The 16,445-nt window shown below is 45.9% G+C and carries 16 protein-coding genes; all 16 read left to right on the forward strand.

Annotated elements, in window-relative coordinates:
* Positions 1-179: 179 nt before the first annotated feature.
* The 16 genes from ku to ytvI all read left to right on the forward strand — a co-directional run bounded on the left by ku (position 180) and on the right by ytvI (position 16,420).
* Positions 180-1,100, forward strand: coding sequence for a non-homologous end joining protein Ku (ku, locus tag REC12_RS07010; RefSeq protein ID WP_308893154.1), 921 nt, complete (start codon positions 180-182; stop codon positions 1,098-1,100).
* Positions 1,101-1,270: 170 nt separating this feature from the next.
* Complete coding sequence (dprA, locus tag REC12_RS07015) at positions 1,271-2,392, forward strand: DNA-processing protein DprA (protein ID WP_308893155.1); 1,122 nt, start codon at positions 1,271-1,273, stop codon at positions 2,390-2,392.
* A 252-nt stretch (positions 2,393-2,644) separates the two neighbouring features.
* A complete protein-coding gene (gene topA / locus REC12_RS07020; RefSeq protein WP_308893157.1) occupies positions 2,645-4,741 on the forward strand; it encodes a type I DNA topoisomerase in 2,097 nt (698 codons plus the stop codon).
* A gap of 34 nt (positions 4,742-4,775) precedes the next feature.
* Entirely contained in the window at positions 4,776-6,092 is a 1,317-nt protein-coding gene (gene trmFO, locus REC12_RS07025) for a methylenetetrahydrofolate--tRNA-(uracil(54)-C(5))-methyltransferase (FADH(2)-oxidizing) TrmFO (protein WP_308893159.1), read from the forward strand.
* A 5-nt stretch (positions 6,093-6,097) separates the two neighbouring features.
* A complete protein-coding gene (xerC, locus tag REC12_RS07030; protein ID WP_308893160.1) occupies positions 6,098-7,003 on the forward strand; it encodes a tyrosine recombinase XerC in 906 nt (301 codons plus the stop codon).
* A gap of 94 nt (positions 7,004-7,097) precedes the next feature.
* Positions 7,098-7,628 (forward strand): ATP-dependent protease subunit HslV, encoded by a 531-nt coding sequence (gene hslV, locus REC12_RS07035; RefSeq protein WP_308893162.1) that lies wholly within the window; start codon positions 7,098-7,100, stop codon positions 7,626-7,628.
* A gap of 11 nt (positions 7,629-7,639) precedes the next feature.
* Positions 7,640-9,022, forward strand: coding sequence for an ATP-dependent protease ATPase subunit HslU (gene hslU, locus REC12_RS07040; protein WP_308893163.1), 1,383 nt, complete (start codon positions 7,640-7,642; stop codon positions 9,020-9,022).
* Between the two features lie 42 nt (positions 9,023-9,064).
* Positions 9,065-9,859 (forward strand): GTP-sensing pleiotropic transcriptional regulator CodY, encoded by a 795-nt coding sequence (gene codY, locus REC12_RS07045; RefSeq protein ID WP_308893165.1) that lies wholly within the window; start codon positions 9,065-9,067, stop codon positions 9,857-9,859.
* A 37-nt stretch (positions 9,860-9,896) separates the two neighbouring features.
* A complete protein-coding gene (locus REC12_RS07050) occupies positions 9,897-10,355 on the forward strand; it encodes a hypothetical protein (protein ID WP_308893167.1) in 459 nt (152 codons plus the stop codon).
* 214 nt (positions 10,356-10,569) lie between these two features.
* Complete coding sequence (rpsB, locus tag REC12_RS07055) at positions 10,570-11,295, forward strand: 30S ribosomal protein S2 (protein WP_308893168.1); 726 nt, start codon at positions 10,570-10,572, stop codon at positions 11,293-11,295.
* A gap of 130 nt (positions 11,296-11,425) precedes the next feature.
* Positions 11,426-12,079: a translation elongation factor Ts gene (tsf, locus tag REC12_RS07060; protein ID WP_308893170.1), complete on the forward strand. Its 654-nt coding sequence runs from the start codon at positions 11,426-11,428 to the stop codon at positions 12,077-12,079.
* Between the two features lie 94 nt (positions 12,080-12,173).
* A complete protein-coding gene (gene pyrH, locus REC12_RS07065) occupies positions 12,174-12,896 on the forward strand; it encodes a UMP kinase (RefSeq protein WP_308893172.1) in 723 nt (240 codons plus the stop codon).
* Complete coding sequence (gene frr, locus REC12_RS07070; protein ID WP_308893173.1) at positions 12,896-13,453, forward strand: ribosome recycling factor; 558 nt, start codon at positions 12,896-12,898, stop codon at positions 13,451-13,453. Before pyrH ends, frr begins: the two co-directional genes overlap by 1 nt.
* Positions 13,454-13,748: 295 nt before the next feature.
* Positions 13,749-14,513 (forward strand): undecaprenyl pyrophosphate synthase, encoded by a 765-nt coding sequence (uppS, locus tag REC12_RS07075; protein ID WP_308893175.1) that lies wholly within the window; start codon positions 13,749-13,751, stop codon positions 14,511-14,513.
* 9 nt (positions 14,514-14,522) lie between these two features.
* Positions 14,523-15,305 carry a phosphatidate cytidylyltransferase gene (locus REC12_RS07080; RefSeq protein WP_308893176.1) on the forward strand — a complete coding sequence of 261 codons (783 nt, stop codon included), beginning with the start codon at positions 14,523-14,525 and terminating at the stop codon, positions 15,303-15,305.
* Between the two features lie 11 nt (positions 15,306-15,316).
* Positions 15,317-16,420 (forward strand): sporulation integral membrane protein YtvI, encoded by a 1,104-nt coding sequence (gene ytvI / locus REC12_RS07085; protein ID WP_308893177.1) that lies wholly within the window; start codon positions 15,317-15,319, stop codon positions 16,418-16,420.
* Positions 16,421-16,445 lie beyond the last annotated feature (25 nt).

Here is a 16,445-nt window from a genome sequence, read left to right on the forward strand (position 1 = left end):
TGGCCATGATTTATGGTTGCTTTCTACTTAGTATTTCCTAAAAGCAAATAAGAAACTACTCTGACTTTGTTCAATAAACGAACAGAGTTTTTTATTTTTATAGACAAGGTTCTTTGCTGTCCGGCTTGCATTAATCTCTTCTTTACGGTTTACACTACGCTTGAGGAGGTGTTGTATAATTGCATACACTGTGGAAAGGTTCCATTAGTTTTGGCTTAGTGAATGTTCCGGTCAAAATGCACGCGGCCACGGAAGCGCAAGAATTTAAATTCAACTATTTGCATAAAGAATGTCAACATCGGATTCGCTCCATTAAAAAATGCCCACACTGCGACCAAGAAGTAGATATGGCTGACTTAGTAAAAGGGTATGAATACGAAAAGGACCATTACGTTATTTTACAAGATGAAGATCTGGCATCTTTAGAACAGCCCCTGAGTCGCTCGATTGATATCCTGGATTTCGTTGATCTTAGCGAAATTGATCCCATATATTATGAAAAATCATATTATCTTTCTCCGGAAGAGACAGCTCAAAAGGCCTATCGTCTGCTGAGTAAAGCAATGGAGGAAAGCGGAAAGGTAGCCTTAGCTCGCATAACGATGCGTTCCAAGCAGCACTTAGCCTGTCTGAGAGTCTTTGAGGAAGGATTAGTTCTGGAAACTATGCATTATCCAAAGGAAATTCGCCATATGGATTTAGTCTGGGACCAAGTTGTACCGACGGAAACGGAATTGACCATGGCTCGTCAGTTAATTGACAATCTGGCCCGTCCCTTCGAACCGCAAAAATACCGCGATGAATTACATGAACAAATGGCGGAGATGATTGAAAGCAAAGTGGCGGGGGAAAGCTTTAACGTGGAAGCTCCGGCAAAAGGCGGGCAAGTGGTTGATTTAATGGAAGCTTTGCGGGCCAGCATTGCCATGACTGAGCACGAAAACGGGAAAATAGAGCCTAAAAAACCAACTAGCAAAGTTCAAAAATCAATAGTTGAGTCCAATGAGAATGAGGTTGTTTTGGAGTCTCCCCAAGAGGACAAGCCTAAATCCACCCTAACTCCAAGGAAACGAACTACCCGTCGCGCGAAAGGAGCCTAAGTATGGCTGAGACACAATTCCCGCTAAAAGTGACGAAGCGTACAGGGTGTGACTCTGAGGATTTCTCGCCAATTATACATTATTTTACTTGAAACAATAAAATTCAACATAGTTTTACGCAGGAGATATGTCCTTAAGCCCCGAAAAAGTGGGCAAAGGAGGGGCTAGGCATGGAACTGGACAAGGAAAAACTATTTCGGGCAGCTTTCCGCACAATAAAAGGAGTGGGAAGTCAGCATCTGCGGCAGCTCATTGCTTATTTTGGAAGCGCTGTTCAAGCATGGGAGGCATCTCCAAGCGCTTATTCCCCATTGACACCCCAGGGAAAATGGATTAATGAGGTCCTCAGGAGAAAACGAATGATTGACCCTGATAAAATTGGTCTTGATCTGCACAATCAAGGAATCAAGATGATTACTCCGCATGAAGCCAATTATCCTGCTTTGCTAAATGAGCTGGCAGATGCGCCTCCACTTTTATATTATCGCGGCACTCTGGAAAGCAGCTTCGAAGTTTTGGCAATTGTCGGCTCAAGACAAGCAACGTCTTATGGCAAAGCAGCGGCACGCAGGTTGGGCCGCGAAGTGGTACTGCAAGGAATGGTGGTCGTCAGCGGGCTGGCCCGGGGAATTGATACAGCCTCTCATCAAGGGGCGCTTGATGGTGAAGGAGTGACCTGGGCTTTTTTGGGTTGCGGCCTTGACCAAGTTTATCCCCGGGAGAATGGCCGCTTGGCTGAACAAATTGTGGCAAAGGGCGCACTTATTAGTGAGTTTCCCCCAGGCACGCCACCTCTTGCCGCGAACTTTCCGGCGCGCAATCGGTTGATTAGTGGCTGTGCGCGAGGGGTTGTCGTTGTCGAGGCAGCCGAAAGAAGCGGGGCCATGATCACGGTAGACTTTGCCTTGGAGCAAGGGCGGGAGGTCTTTGCCGTTCCCGGACCGATTTTCAGTCCCTTGAGTCGGGGGCCCCACAATTTGTTGCGCCAAGGAGCTAAAATCGCGACGGAGATTGAAGACATTTGCAGTGAAATATCCATTAGCCCTAAGGCTGAAAACAGACTCGCTTCAAGTTTGGATAATCAACAATTGACAAAAAGCCAGATTTCCGAGAATGAGGATCATCAATTAGTTTTGCAACAGTTAAGCGATGTTCCCCTCCACATAGATCAACTTGCTGTGCACTCGTCATTATCCGTAGCCGCCCTGTCTTTAGCCTTGCTGGAACTGCAATTAAGAGGAAAAATCAAACAATTGCCGGGACAACATTATGTCTTGGCAAGAGAGTGCTAGACATCCGAGGAAAAAGGCGTTAAGATAGGCATTAGTTTTACCGGCATTGACCGAAAGGTTTAGAAGAATCCAATTTGGAGATAAAATCCCTTGATTATCAGGCCTTTCATCCGTCAAAGATGTAATTTAGAAGTTTTAACGGCGATAATCATGCGGGTGGAAGGAATAAAAGAAATTAAAATAGTCAAAGTATTAGTAATTCAGACATTTAAAATCTAAAGAGGATTTTTTAGTTTGTTTTGAGGTGAAATTATGTCGAAAACGCTTGTAATTGTAGAATCTCCAGCCAAAGCTAAATCGATCAGCAAATTCCTGGGCAATCGCTACACAGTAAAGGCTTCTATGGGACACCTGCGCGATTTGCCCAAAAGTCAGTTAGGGGTGGATCTGGAGCATAACTTTGAACCTAAATATATTGCTATCCGGGGACGAGGAGATTTGATTAAAGATTTACGTACGGCTGCGAAGGGAGCAGATAAAGTTTTTCTGGCTTCTGACCCGGATCGTGAGGGGGAAGCTATTGCCTGGCATCTTTCCTATTTGCTGGGACTTAATCAGGGTGACAAAAACCGAATTGAATTTCACGAGATCACAAAATCGGCAATTCAGGCGGCTATTAAGCAGCCGCGCGAAGTTGACATGGACCGGGTAGATGCGCAGCAAGCCCGCCGGGTTTTGGATAGATTAGTTGGCTACCAGTTAAGCCCGCTGCTTTGGAGAAAGATTAAAAAGGGTCTCAGCGCCGGTAGGGTCCAGTCTGTAGCGGTAAGACTTATTGATGATCGTGAAGAGCAGATTCGGTCGTTTGTATCAGAAGAATACTGGAGTTTAACCGCCAACCTGGAATCTCAGGGAGGCAGATTTGAGGCCAAGCTGCTCAAGAAAGCGGGGCAAAAAATAGCCATTTCCTCAAAAACTGAGATGGAAATGGTCTTAAATGATCTTAAAGGAAAAGATTTTCAAGTTGCGGATGTTCGTTCCAAAGAGAAGAAAAAACAGCCCGCTCCGCCCTTCACAACCAGCAGTTTGCAGCAAGAAGCTCATCGCAAATTAGGGTTTTCACCAAAACGAACGATGATGTTGGCTCAACAGCTTTATGAAGGACTTGATTTGGGAAAAGAAGGAACCGTGGGTCTGATTACCTATATGCGTACCGATTCTGTTAAAGTGGCTGATGTTGCCCAAGCAGAGGCTAAGGAATGGATTATAGAGCATTATGGGCCTGACTATTATCCTCCCGAACCCCGTCAGTTTGCCAATAAAGGCCGGTCTCAAGAAGCTCATGAGGCGATTCGCCCTACTGCCGCCCTGCGTACTCCGGATTTATTGAAAGGAATTTTAACCCGTGATCAATTGCGCTTGTATCGTTTGATTTGGGAACGTTTTATCTCCAGTCAAATGAGCGTTGCTGTCATGGATACCTTGACTGTTGATATTGGTGTGGGAGATGCCTTATTCCGAGCCAATACTTCAAGTATCCGTTTTGCCGGATTTCTGGCAGTTTACGAGGAGGGAAAAGACGAAGGAGAGCCTCTTGATGATGAACAAAGCTCCCTGACACTTTCCGTATCTCCGGGCGAAATGTTGCAGCTTATCAAGCTGCAGGAGAAACAGCACTTTACGGAGCCCCCGCCGCGCTATACTGAGGCCTCGCTGGTACGAAAACTGGAAGAAGAAGGGATTGGCAGGCCCAGCACTTACGCGCCAACTATTGAAACTATTCAAACTCGGGGTTATGTTGTCAAAGAAGAAAAACAACTAATTCCCACAGAACTGGGAGACATTGTGATTTCCTTGCTCAAAGAGCATTTTCCGGATATTGTAAATCTGGAGTTTACGGCCAACTTAGAAGAAAAACTCGATCTAATTGAGGAAGGCAGTGTTCCCTGGAAGTCGGTTATTAAAGAATATTATTTTCCTTTTTCCGAGACTCTGGCTCTTGCCGAGGAGAGAATCGGCAAAGTTAAGATTGAGGATCAGGTTTCCGATGAACTATGCGAGAATTGCGGACGGAATATGGTTATTAAGATGGGACGCTATGGTAAATTCCTTGCTTGCCCGGGTTTCCCTGAGTGTCGAAACACGAAACCGCTGCTGGAACAGGTGGGAGCCAATTGCCCTAAGTGTGCTAAGCCTCTGGTGATTCGCCGTTCTAAGAAAGGCCGCAAATTTTTTGGGTGCAGCGCTTATCCGGAGTGTGATTTTGTGTCCTGGGAAATGCCGGCTCCGGAGCCTTGCCCCGAATGTCAGGGAATGATGGTTATTAAATCATCTAAACGGCAGAAAAAACATGTCTGTACGAATCCTGAATGTCGGTTCACTAAAATAATTGATGAAGATTTAGGGTAAACCATTCCCGAAAAGAAGAGGAGCGAATCGAGACATGCAGAAGATAACCGTTATCGGTGCGGGACTGGCAGGCTCTGAGGCCGCTTGGCAACTGGCCAAACGCGGTGTGAAGGTAGATTTATATGAAATGAGGCCCACTAAATTCACGCCTGCTCATCATACAGACTTATGCGCGGAATTAGTTTGCAGCAATTCTCTGCGTGCGGCTGGGTTGGAAAATGCCGTGGGCTTATTAAAAGAAGAGATGCGTCGTTTGGATTCTTTAGTTATGAGTGCAGCGGATCACACTGCAGTACCGGCGGGAGGAGCTTTGGCTGTAGACCGGAACTTATTTTCGGCTGAGATTACCCGACGTTTAGAAGAACATCCCAATGTGGCGATCCACAGGGAAGAGGTACACGCCTTGCCGCAAGACGCTATCACGATTGTGGCCAGCGGACCTTTAACCTCGGACGACCTGGCAAGGGATATCCTCCGGGTAACCGGCGAAGAAGCGCTTTCTTTTTATGACGCGGCGGCTCCCATTGTTACTTATGAATCTATTGATTTAGATAAAGCTTTTTGGGCATCGAGATACGATAAAGGTGAAGCGGATTATTTAAACTGCCCATTGTCCAAAGAAGACTATGAGCTTTTTTATCAAGAGCTGATCAATGCTGAAACGGCTGAAATTCAGGGCTTTGAACAAGGTGATGTTTTTGAAGGCTGCCTTCCTATTGAGGTGATGGCAAAGCGTGGAATTCAGACGTTAACCTTTGGTCCGCTCAAACCGGTAGGACTTCAGGACCCTCGCACGGGGAAAAAGCCTTTTGCCGTTGTTCAACTTCGTAAAGAAAATCAATCAGGGACTCTTTTCAATTTAGTAGGCTTTCAAACTCATCTAAAATGGGGTGAACAGAAACGGGTATTTTCTTTAATCCCCGGCTTGGAACGGGCAGAGTTTGCCCGTTTTGGAGTGATGCACCGCAATACTTTTTTAAACGCTCCCAAAGTTCTTAAAGCGGATTTCAGCTTTACTGGCAGACCGTCACTGTTCTTTGCAGGGCAAATGACAGGAGTGGAAGGATATGTGGAATCGGCAGCCAGCGGCCTCCTGGCAGGTCTTAATGCTTGGCGCAAGACCCAACAGCTGGACCCCTTGGTGTTTCCTGCTGAGACAACTTTAGGAGGATTAGCCCGTCATTTGGAGGGTTCATCCAGTCAGAGCTTCCAGCCCATGAATATTAACTTTGGCCTTCTGCCACCGCTGCAGGAGAGAATACGAGATAAGCGCCTGAAGAACACTAAAATTTCTCAGAGGTCTTTGGCGGTTTTAAGTGAATTCTGTTCTTTGGAGAATTTAGGGGGGTAAGCAAAGTGCTAGCCGATGAGGCTTTAAGTCTGTTTGCGGGGTATCAGTATTCCCAAAATCGCTCAGAGCATACTGTGACGGCTTATCAAACCGATCTTGGTCAGTTTTTTCGTTTTGCCGCCCAGGAGCTTGGTCAGGAACCTGAAACTCTTGAGGCAGATCAGATTGATGTTTATATTGTGCGCAGCTTTCTGGGAATATTAACAGACCATGGCTTATCACGCAAAAGTATGGCCCGTAAGCTTGCCGCGCTGAGATCCTTGTTTAAGTTTTTATGCCGTAAGGAGGTTCTCGCCGTCAATCCGGTGCAGCGCATTGCCAGCCCGAAAGTGGGGAGAAAGCTTCCACACTTTCTCTATCTGGACCAAGTTGAGGGATTACTGAAAGCCTCGGATTGCACCCAGCTCTTAGGCGCTCGTGATCAAGTGATTATGGAATTGCTTTACGGCTCGGGCTTGAGGGTCAGTGAACTGGTCGGTTTAAACCGGGAAAGCCTGGACTTAGACAGCGGCTTGCTCAGAGTCCTGGGAAAAGGAAACAAAGAAAGGGTAGTGCCGCTTACTGACTATGCTCGCCGGGCTATTGAAAGCTATCTCAAAATGCGCAGTGATGATAAAGAAGCCCTGCTGTTAAATTATCAAGGAACTCGTTTGTCCGACCGTTCAGTTCGGCGTATTTTGGATAAACTAGTAACTAAAGTTTCTCTGGAACAACATGTCCATCCCCATATGCTTCGCCATTCTTTTGCTACCCATCTTTTAGACGGAGGAGCGGACTTAAGAAGTGTCCAGGAATTGTTGGGACATCAGAAATTGTCGTCAACCCAAATTTATACGCACTTAACGCGGGAACGATTAAAAAATGTTTATGCAAAGGCACATCCCAGAGCCAAGGGGGCAGAAAACTCTTGAGGATAGTGAATTTTCACAAAAAGTTATAAATTGTCTACAATTGAGCTTGACACACAGAAAATGCCCTAGTAAACTGCATTAAGGAGGGGTTATCATGTTTCATGCAACGACGATAGTCGCAGTGAAGAGAGGGGAACACGTAGCCATTGCGGGGGATGGACAAGTGACCTTTGGTCAGGCTACGGTGATGAAACATAAAGCCCGGAAAGTACGCCGCTTGTTTCATGGTAAGGTAATTACTGGATTCGCGGGATCTGTAGCGGATGCATTTACACTTTTTGATAAATTCGAACAAAAACTCGAAGAATATCATGGGAATTTGCAACGTGCTGCCGTTGAACTGGCCAAGGAGTGGCGAACAGACAAAATGCTCAGGAACCTTGAAGCGCTGCTCCTGGTTGCAGATACCCAAAATCTCCTGATTGTTTCAGGATCAGGTGAAGTCATTGAGCCTGACGACGGAGTTGCCGCCATTGGGTCCGGGGGAAACTATGCTTTGGCTGCCGCTCGCGCTTTAGTTAAGCATACAAGTTTATCACCCGTTGAAATTGTACGTGAAGCGATGCTGGTAGCTGCCGGGATTTGTGTTTACACCAATGAACAAATTAATGTAGAAGAGTTATAGGAGGTGATACTATGGAAAGCTTAACTCCACGGGAAATTGTCCGGGAATTAGACTCATATATTGTGGGACAGGATGCGGGAAAGCGGGCTGTTGCTGTCGCTTTGCGCAACCGCTATCGTCGTTCGCGCCTGCCTGAACAACTCCAGGAAGATATTATACCCAAGAATATCTTAATGATTGGACCAACAGGCGTGGGTAAAACTGAAATTGCGCGGCGTTTGGCTAAGCTTGTGCGGGCCCCTTTCATTAAGGTCGAAGCGACGAAATTCACCGAAGTCGGGTATGTAGGCCGGGATGTGGAGTCCATTATTAGAGACTTAGTTGAGATTGCCTTGCGCATGGTCAAAGCAGAGCGTGCCGATACGGTTCAGGCTCAGGCAGCAGTCAATGCTGAGAAGCGTTTGCTCGAGCTTTTAGTTCCCGTTAAACATTCCGAGAAATCTTCGGCAAACCCTTTTCAGATGTTGTTCGGACAGTCGTCGGAATCGGAAAAGGAAGTCGATGTGAGTCCTGAGATCGAGAAGGAACGGGCGCTGGTTGGCGACCGCCTGCGCCGCGGCGAACTCGAAGAGAAAATGATTGAGATTTCGGTTGAAGAGACGACCTCACTGACGGATATGTTAGGCGGCAACATGATGGAAATGGGTCTGAATATCCAGGATATGGTGTCGGGAATGCTGCCTAAAAAGCATAAGAAGAGGAAAGTGAGCGTCCGAGACGCCCGCAAGATCCTGGTTCACGAAGAAACCCAAAACCTGATTGATCATGATGAAGCGGTTCAGGAGTCTATTCGCCGCACAGAGCATGAGGGTATTGTCTTCTTGGACGAGATAGATAAGATCGCCGGACGTGAGGGAGCGAGCGGTCCTGACGTATCGCGGGGAGGTGTGCAGCGTGATATTCTCCCCATTGTCGAAGGGTCTACTGTCGTTACGAAATATGGCCCTGTCAAGACCGATCATATACTCTTCATAGCAGCCGGGGCTTTTCACATCAGCAAGCCTTCCGACCTTATACCCGAGCTGCAGGGAAGATTTCCAATCCGGGTGGAACTGGAGTCTTTAAGTGTTGCGGATTTTAAACGTATTCTCACTGAGCCCCAATCGTCACTGATTAAACAGTACAGTGCTTTATTAGGGACAGAAGGGATAAAGGTGGATTTTACAGAGAATGCTATTGATGAATTAGCTGAAGTAGCCTATAAAGTAAATTCTACCACTGAAAATATTGGTGCGCGGCGCCTCCATACGATTATTGAAAAAGTATTAGAGGAATTGTCTTTTGAAGCGTCTGAACTCCCCGAAGACTATACAGTGACAATTAACCGAGAATACGTTCAGCATCGTTTGGGTAATGTAATTCAAAATCAAGATTTGGCGCGTTATATTTTATAAACATATTTACTGAAGAAGGTTATAAGGAGGGTACCAAAACTTATGGAAAACACATTATTGGAAAAGACCAGAGCTATTAACAAGCTCATCCAGCGTGCGGCTGGAAATCCGGTTGATTTTGAAGAGATGGCTAAAGTACTTCGGCAGGCTATTATTGCCAATTGCTATATCGTGGGGCGAAGGGGAAAGATTTTAGGCTATAGCTTTATGCATCACTTTGTCTGCGGGACAATGGACGATATTGTTATGCACTCCGAACGTTTTCCGGAAAGCTATAATGAAGGCCTCATGAAGATCAGCGAGACCAAGACAAACACAACCCAAGTTGCTAACGGCTGCATTTTTGACTGCAATACGTCCTGCCACTTTAACAATAAAGTGACAACGGTCGTGCCAATTTTAGGCGGGGGCGAACGAGTCGGGACGCTTGTTTTAGCAAAATACGATGAAGAATTTAAGGAAGAGGATCTCGTTCTGGCCGAATATGGCGCGACGGTTGTCGGCATGGAAATTTTGCGGGTAAAAGCGGAGCGCGCGGAAGAAGAAGCTCGCAAAAAGGCAGCGGTGCAAATTGCCGTCGGCACCTTGTCATACTCTGAGCTTGAAGCCGTGGAGCATATCTTTGCTGAACTGGGCGGCGGGGAAGGGCTGCTGGTAGCCAGTAAAATTGCAGATCGCGTTGGGATTACGCGTTCGGTTATTGTCAACGCCCTGCGCAAATTTGAATCGGCCGGGGTTATCGAATCGAAGTCGCTGGGTATGAAAGGGACGTATATTCGAGTATTAAACGATTATCTGCTGGACGAATTAGATAAACATATTAAACACACAAAATAGGCTGCCCAAAATAGGCCGTCGGATTGGAGGTAGTTTCATGGATGAACATGAATATATTTACCAACTGAGACCGCTTGTCATTCCTGGCCTCTTCTTTCTGATTATTTATCCTGTTGTTTTGGGGTGCATCTATCTGTTCAATAAGATGCCGGGCATAGAATTAAAGGTACTTGCCGGAATTTATATTGTCTCTCTGCTCGGCATCTTGGCATTGTGGATTATCGGGAAAAGCAAGCGTGTCTTGTTTAAAAATCAGCAGATTATTTTTCGCTCTTTGTTGGGCGACCGCGTTCTGGAACCGAAAGACATACGCCGGGTAGCTTTTTACTTTGACGGGAAGGGACAGGAAATTGCGCAAATTCGCACAGGAGATGTCTATTATTACATGAGCGAATTTTATTTCCCTTTTCCGGAGCTTATGAGTGATTTGGAGAATTTTATACGGCAGCATGGCCTGCGCTCGAATCTTCAGAATTATTCAGGACTTAATGAGTAGTTTTGCTAAGGTTTTCCGGCGCTTGGCTTGGAATCAGCAGCAGATCTTGGGATTTAAGCGTTATTCATTGCATTAAGGCGAATATTATGCTAATCTATTTTCAGTGTGGTTAAATAACACACGCAGCGGGATTTAAACGCCGGTTCCTTGCTTAGGCGAGGTGCGTTGAAGATGAACCTGCGGAGGAAAAAAACAAAGAAAGTGGGTATGTAAAATGGCAGTAATCTCTATGAAACAATTGTTGGAAGCAGGTGTTCATTTCGGACACCAAACACGTCGCTGGAATCCTAAAATGGCCCGTTATATCTTCACGGAGCGCAATGGGATCTACATTATCGATCTGCAAAAGACTGTCAAAAAAGTGGATGAGGCTTATAATTTTGTGCGCAATCTCGCTACCGAAGGGGGCACTATGCTGTTCGTCGGTACGAAGAAACAAGCTCAAGAATCCGTTAAGGATGAAGCTGAACGTTGTGGCATGTACTTTGTCAACGAGCGCTGGCTTGGAGGGATGCTGACAAACTTCCAAACGATTCAAAAACGGGTAGACCGTTTGCGAGTTTTGGAAAAAATGGAGGCAGACGGAGTTTTTGAGGTGCTCACGAAGAAAGAGGTTTCGGCACTTCGCCATGAAATGGAGAAACTGGAACGTTTCTTGGGCGGGATCAAGAATATGAAGAAGCTGCCGGATGCGTTATTTATTGTCGATCCTCGTAAAGAGCGAATTGCGGTGGCGGAAGCACGCCGTTTGAATATCCCCATTGTCGCTATTGTCGATACAAACTGTGATCCTGACGAGATTGATGTTGTAATTCCGGCGAATGACGATGCTATTCGGGCCGTCAAATTGCTGACCGCCAAAATGGCTGATGCTATCATCGAAGGACAACAAGGAAACGCAGATGAAGTCGAAGAAACCGGAGAAATAGCTGAAGGATAAATTCGAAGTTCGAGGCGCGAAATTCGAATACCGCGCCTCGAACTTTGCGTCAAAAACCAAGTACTTTTAAATTAAATAAACTTCGCGCACCGTGCCTCGGGCAGCGTGCAGCGAATTCGGAGGGTTAACTATGGCAGAAATAACTGCAGCGCTGGTTAAAGAGTTAAGAGAGCGTACCGGTGCGGGAATGATGGATTGTAAAAAGGCTTTAACGGAATGTAATGGTGATATGGCTAAAGCCAGTGACTTTTTGCGCGAGAAGGGGTTGGCCGCCGCAGCTAAGAAAGAAGGACGAGTCGCAGCGGAGGGAACTGTCGAGTCCTATATCCACGGCGGCGGACGTATCGGAGTATTGCTTGAAGTGAACTGTGAAACAGATTTCGTGGCCCGTGGTGAAGAATTTAAATTGTTGGTTCGCGATGTCGCTATGCATATCGCTGCTGCCAATCCACAATACTTAAACAAGGAAGATGTGCCGGCAGATGTGCTGCAGCATGAACGTGACATTTTAAAGGCTCAGGCTCTGAACGAAGGAAAGCCGGAAAAAATTATTGAAAAAATGGTTGAAGGCCGAATCGAAAAGTTCTATAAAGAAGTATGTTTAATGGAACAGGCTTTTGTCAAAGATCCGGATAAGAGCATTCGTGATTTGGTTCTTGATAAAACTGCTAAAATTGGCGAACGCCTTGTTATTCGCCGCTTTACCCGTTATGAGTTAGGTGCCGGCATTGAAAAACGACAAGATGATTTTGCTTCGGAAGTTCTGAAAGAAATAAATCGATAACTAATGAGAAAATTTATCTAGAGAACACCCCGGTGTTCTCTTTTTCGAATGTAAGCCTTTTAAAGTATTGAAATAGGATTGATGGAGGTTATCCATGGAAAAGCCACAATATGATCGAGTCGTTCTTAAAATCAGTGGAGAAGCTCTAGCAGGAACTCAGGGGTTTGGTCTTGAACATAATATGCTGGTCAGTGTTGCTAAGCAGGTTGCAGAGATACGGGATATGGGTGTGGAAGTTTGCCTGGTTGTCGGCGGCGGAAATTTGTGGCGCGGAATTGCGGGAAGTGCCCAAGGAATGGATCGCGCTACGGCAGATTACATGGGTATGCTGGCAACAGTCATGAATGCTCTCGCTCTGCAGGACGCCCTGGAGAAAGCCGGCTCCGATACCCGTGTACTTTCCGCTATTGAAATGCGGCAAGTTGCGGAACCATACATTCGTCGCCGGGCGATTCGTCATATGGAGAAGGGACGCATTGTTATTTTTGCAGCAGGCACTGGAAATCCCTATTTCTCTACTGATACAACAGCCGCGCTGCGGGCTGCGGAGATTGAGGCTCAGGTCATTTTAATGGCCAAAAAAGTAGATGGAGTTTACGATTCCGATCCCGTTAAAAATCATCAAGCCAAAAAATTTGATCAGCTAAGTTATCTCGATGTTCTCAGCAAAGGATTGGGAGTCATGGATTCCACTGCGACATCACTCTGCATGGATAATAATATTCCGGTCATTGTTTTTGATTTGACAAAAGAGGGGAATATTCGCCGGGTTATAATGGGTGAGTCTATCGGAACATATGTTGGGAGGGATAGTTAATGATCTCAGAGGTAATTAAAGATGCTGAAGAGCGAATGCACAAGGGGGTTGACGCCTTACGTAAAGAATATTCCACGATACGTGCGGGCCGGGCAAACCCGAATGTCCTGGATAAGGTCATGGTTGAATACTATGGCGCCCCTACTCCTATTAATCAACTGGCCAATGTTTCTGCTCCGGAACCAAGAATGCTGGTCATTCAACCCTGGGACAGAACAATTTTACCGGCTATTGAAAAGGCAATCTTGAAATCTGATCTCGGCTTAAACCCCTCAAGCGACGGTACGGTTATACGTCTGATGATCCCGCAGTTAACTGCCCAACGGAGAGCGGAACTGGTCAAGAAGGTCAAAAAAGAGGCGGAAGACGCTCGGGTGGCTGTTCGGAACGTGCGCCGGGACGTCAACGATAAATTGAAAAAGTTAGAAAAAGATCATGAAGCTTCAGAAGACGAGGTTAAGCGAGCCCAGGACGAGGTGCAAAAGATTACCGATAAAATTATCAAGGAAATTGAACATGTCATGGAAGTTAAAGAAAGCGAAATCACGGAAGTATGACTTTTTCTGGATATGGATTGCGCTGGGATGAAGTCAAAAGAGACCTCGATGTCTCAGGTAAACCCTATACTTTTCAAATCACTCATCCACGTGGTAGAATGGAAACATGGGGGGATTATCGAGTCGTCCGTCTCCGGGAATTTGACGATCATGTGGATATAGTTATTGCACAGGAAAAGTTCTCACGTGTATCAGCATCGACCCCCTGATTGTAAGGGGGTCTTTGACCTCTCTATATGATTCTGAGCCGGTCTGTTTAAGCTATTGTATAAATATTGTACTATGGGGTGGAATAATGTGGTTCAAACCTTGGAAGCAAACTAAAGATAATCTTCAAGACCAGGTTGCTATGGACCGCCTCCCTCGTCATATTGCTATTATTATGGATGGGAACGGGCGCTGGGCCCAGAAGAGAGCCCTTCCTCGTTCGATGGGGCATCGCGCGGGTGTGGAAGCTTTGCGGAAAATAGTTAAGGCTTGCTCAAATTTAGGAATCCAGGTTCTAACAGTCTATGCCTTTTCCACAGAAAACTGGAACAGACCCAAAGATGAAGTGGGCATACTCATGAAGCTGCTGACAGACTATTTAAGAAAAGAACTTGACGAGCTGCATCAAAATAAGGTAGTTGTCCGAGCAATCGGTATTCTTAATGACCTTCCTTTGGAAGCTCAGCGTGAATTGGAGCGCGCCGTGGAGCGGACGAAAAACAATTCAGGCTTAGTGTTGAATCTCGCCTTAAATTACGGCGGACGTTCTGAGATTGTTGATGCTGTCAAAAAGTTGAGCAGAGATGTGTTGGATGGCAAACATCAGATCGAGGAGATCAATGAGAAACGTTTTAGTGATATGCTTTTTACCGGGGGACTCCCAGACCCGGATTTGTTGATTAGAACTTCAGGAGAGATGAGGTTAAGCAATTTTTTGCTCTGGCAGCTAGCCTATACGGAAATTGTAGTTGTTGAGGAATATTGGCCGGATTTTGGACAAAAGTCCTTGCTGGAGGCGATTAAAGCGTACCAGAGCAGGGACCGCCGTTTTGGAGGAATACATACAAATTGAGGAATTAAAATGCTGAAAAGAACCATTAGTGCTTTGATTGGCGCTCCCCTATTTTTGGGTCTGACGTATTTAGGCGGACCTTATACCGCTTTTTTAACGGCTGTGTTGGCCTTATTAGCGTTGCGTGAATTTTTACAAATTGGCGAACATATGGGCTTGAATGTTTGGTACAAACTGACAACTGTGGCTGCAGTTTTTTGGCTGGTAATTGTGTTTTTTTATGATTCGAAATGGGTTACTCCGGCGCTTGTGTTCTGGTTGCTTATAGTCTTTGGCCGGCTTGCTTTGACATACCCGAAGGCCCCTTTGGCTGAGGCAAGTTTCAATTTATTGGCGGTGCTCTATCCGGTTGTTTTACTGTCTCATTTATATTTACTCCGCCAGCATTCTCACGGAGTTGAATGGACCTTTCTGACAATATTTTTGGTATGGGCCACGGATACGGGTGCATACCTTATTGGGAGACAATTTGGCCGCCATCTGTTAGCCCCTCAGGTTAGTCCCAAGAAAACTGTGGAAGGTTCAGTGGGCGGATTAATTTTAAGTGTTTTGGTTGCGGTATTGTTTTGGCATTTAGCGCATGATACTTCGTTAATTACGTATATTATGTTGGGGATTATTATTGGTGTTAGCGCGCAAATCGGAGACTTGTTTGAATCGGCTTTAAAACGAAGCGCGGGAGTTAAAGACTCGGGAAACCTTATCCCTGGGCACGGGGGAGTTTTAGACCGCTTTGACAGTCTCCTTTTTGCCCTTCCGTTGGTGTATTATGGTGTAATTTTGCTGTCATGAGGTGAGATTTTTTGAGTATTGATCAAAGACATCCTTTATGGGCCAGTATTAATAGACTTGCCGTGGCAACAAGCATACTTGTCTTCTTGAAAATCTTTACCTACTTTTTTCAAGTCTTTTTGCCTGTATTTGGGGATGTCTTAGGGAGAGCACTCGGCGCCTTTTTACCTTTTCTGATAGCTCTTATTCTTGCCTTTCTGCTTGAACCGGTTGTCGTCAGGCTGATGAGGATAATCCGGATACGGCGGCCTTTTGCTTCTATTTTAACCCTGCTCCTGGCGATTGCTATTGTCAGCCTATTTGTCTTTTTACTGGTAGCTCGGTTATACACGGAACTGTCTGAATTAGCCGTTACTCTGCCGAATTATGGCTATATTGTGGATCTGGTGACGCGGCAAATTGATACTGTCGAAAAATATGTTACGGTCAATCCCCAAATTCAAAGTACCCTGACTTCTTCGACAGAGAGTTTAGCAAGAACACTTCAAGAGTGGGCGAAATCCGGCAGTCTGTTTTTGCTGGGCTTTCTTACCGCTTTGCCGCGTGTTTTCATTGTCATGATCGTTTCCCTTGTAGCCACTTTGATGATGAGCTCAAGTTATCCTAATGTCAAACGCTTTATCGCTAATTTATTTCCGCGTCGCTGGCATGTCAGTGCTCAGGCAGTCAGTCAGGACTTAGGGGCTGCGGTAGTGGGCTATATACGTGCTTTGGCCATTTTGATGTCGGTTACGGCCTTTACGACCATCATCGGGCTTTTAATTATTGGCAACCGTTATGCCGTTACTTTGGGTTTTCTGGCCGGTTTGCTGGATGCCGTACCCATCGTAGGAACGGGAATTTTATTTGGCCCCTGGATTATTGGCCTGTTAATTTTCGGTTCCTTCGGAGCTGCTTTTCAGGTCGTTGTCATGTGGGTTGTTACTTTGATAATTCGTCAGTTTCTGGAGCCCAAAATTATGTCCCAGGGGATTGGGCTGCACCCTTTGCCTACTTTAATATCCATGTATGTTGGGCTTGAATTGCTGGGTGCGATTGGCATTTTAGTAGGTCCCGGGATTGTTATAAGTTACGAAGCACTGCGCAAAGTGGGCTTTTTTGGACGCCGGGACTAAAATCCATTCTGCAACGCCAGGAAAT

Source organism: Candidatus Desulfosporosinus nitrosoreducens (genome assembly GCF_030954495.1).
In the GTDB taxonomy this organism is placed as follows: domain Bacteria; phylum Bacillota; class Desulfitobacteriia; order Desulfitobacteriales; family Desulfitobacteriaceae; genus Desulfosporosinus; species Desulfosporosinus nitrosoreducens.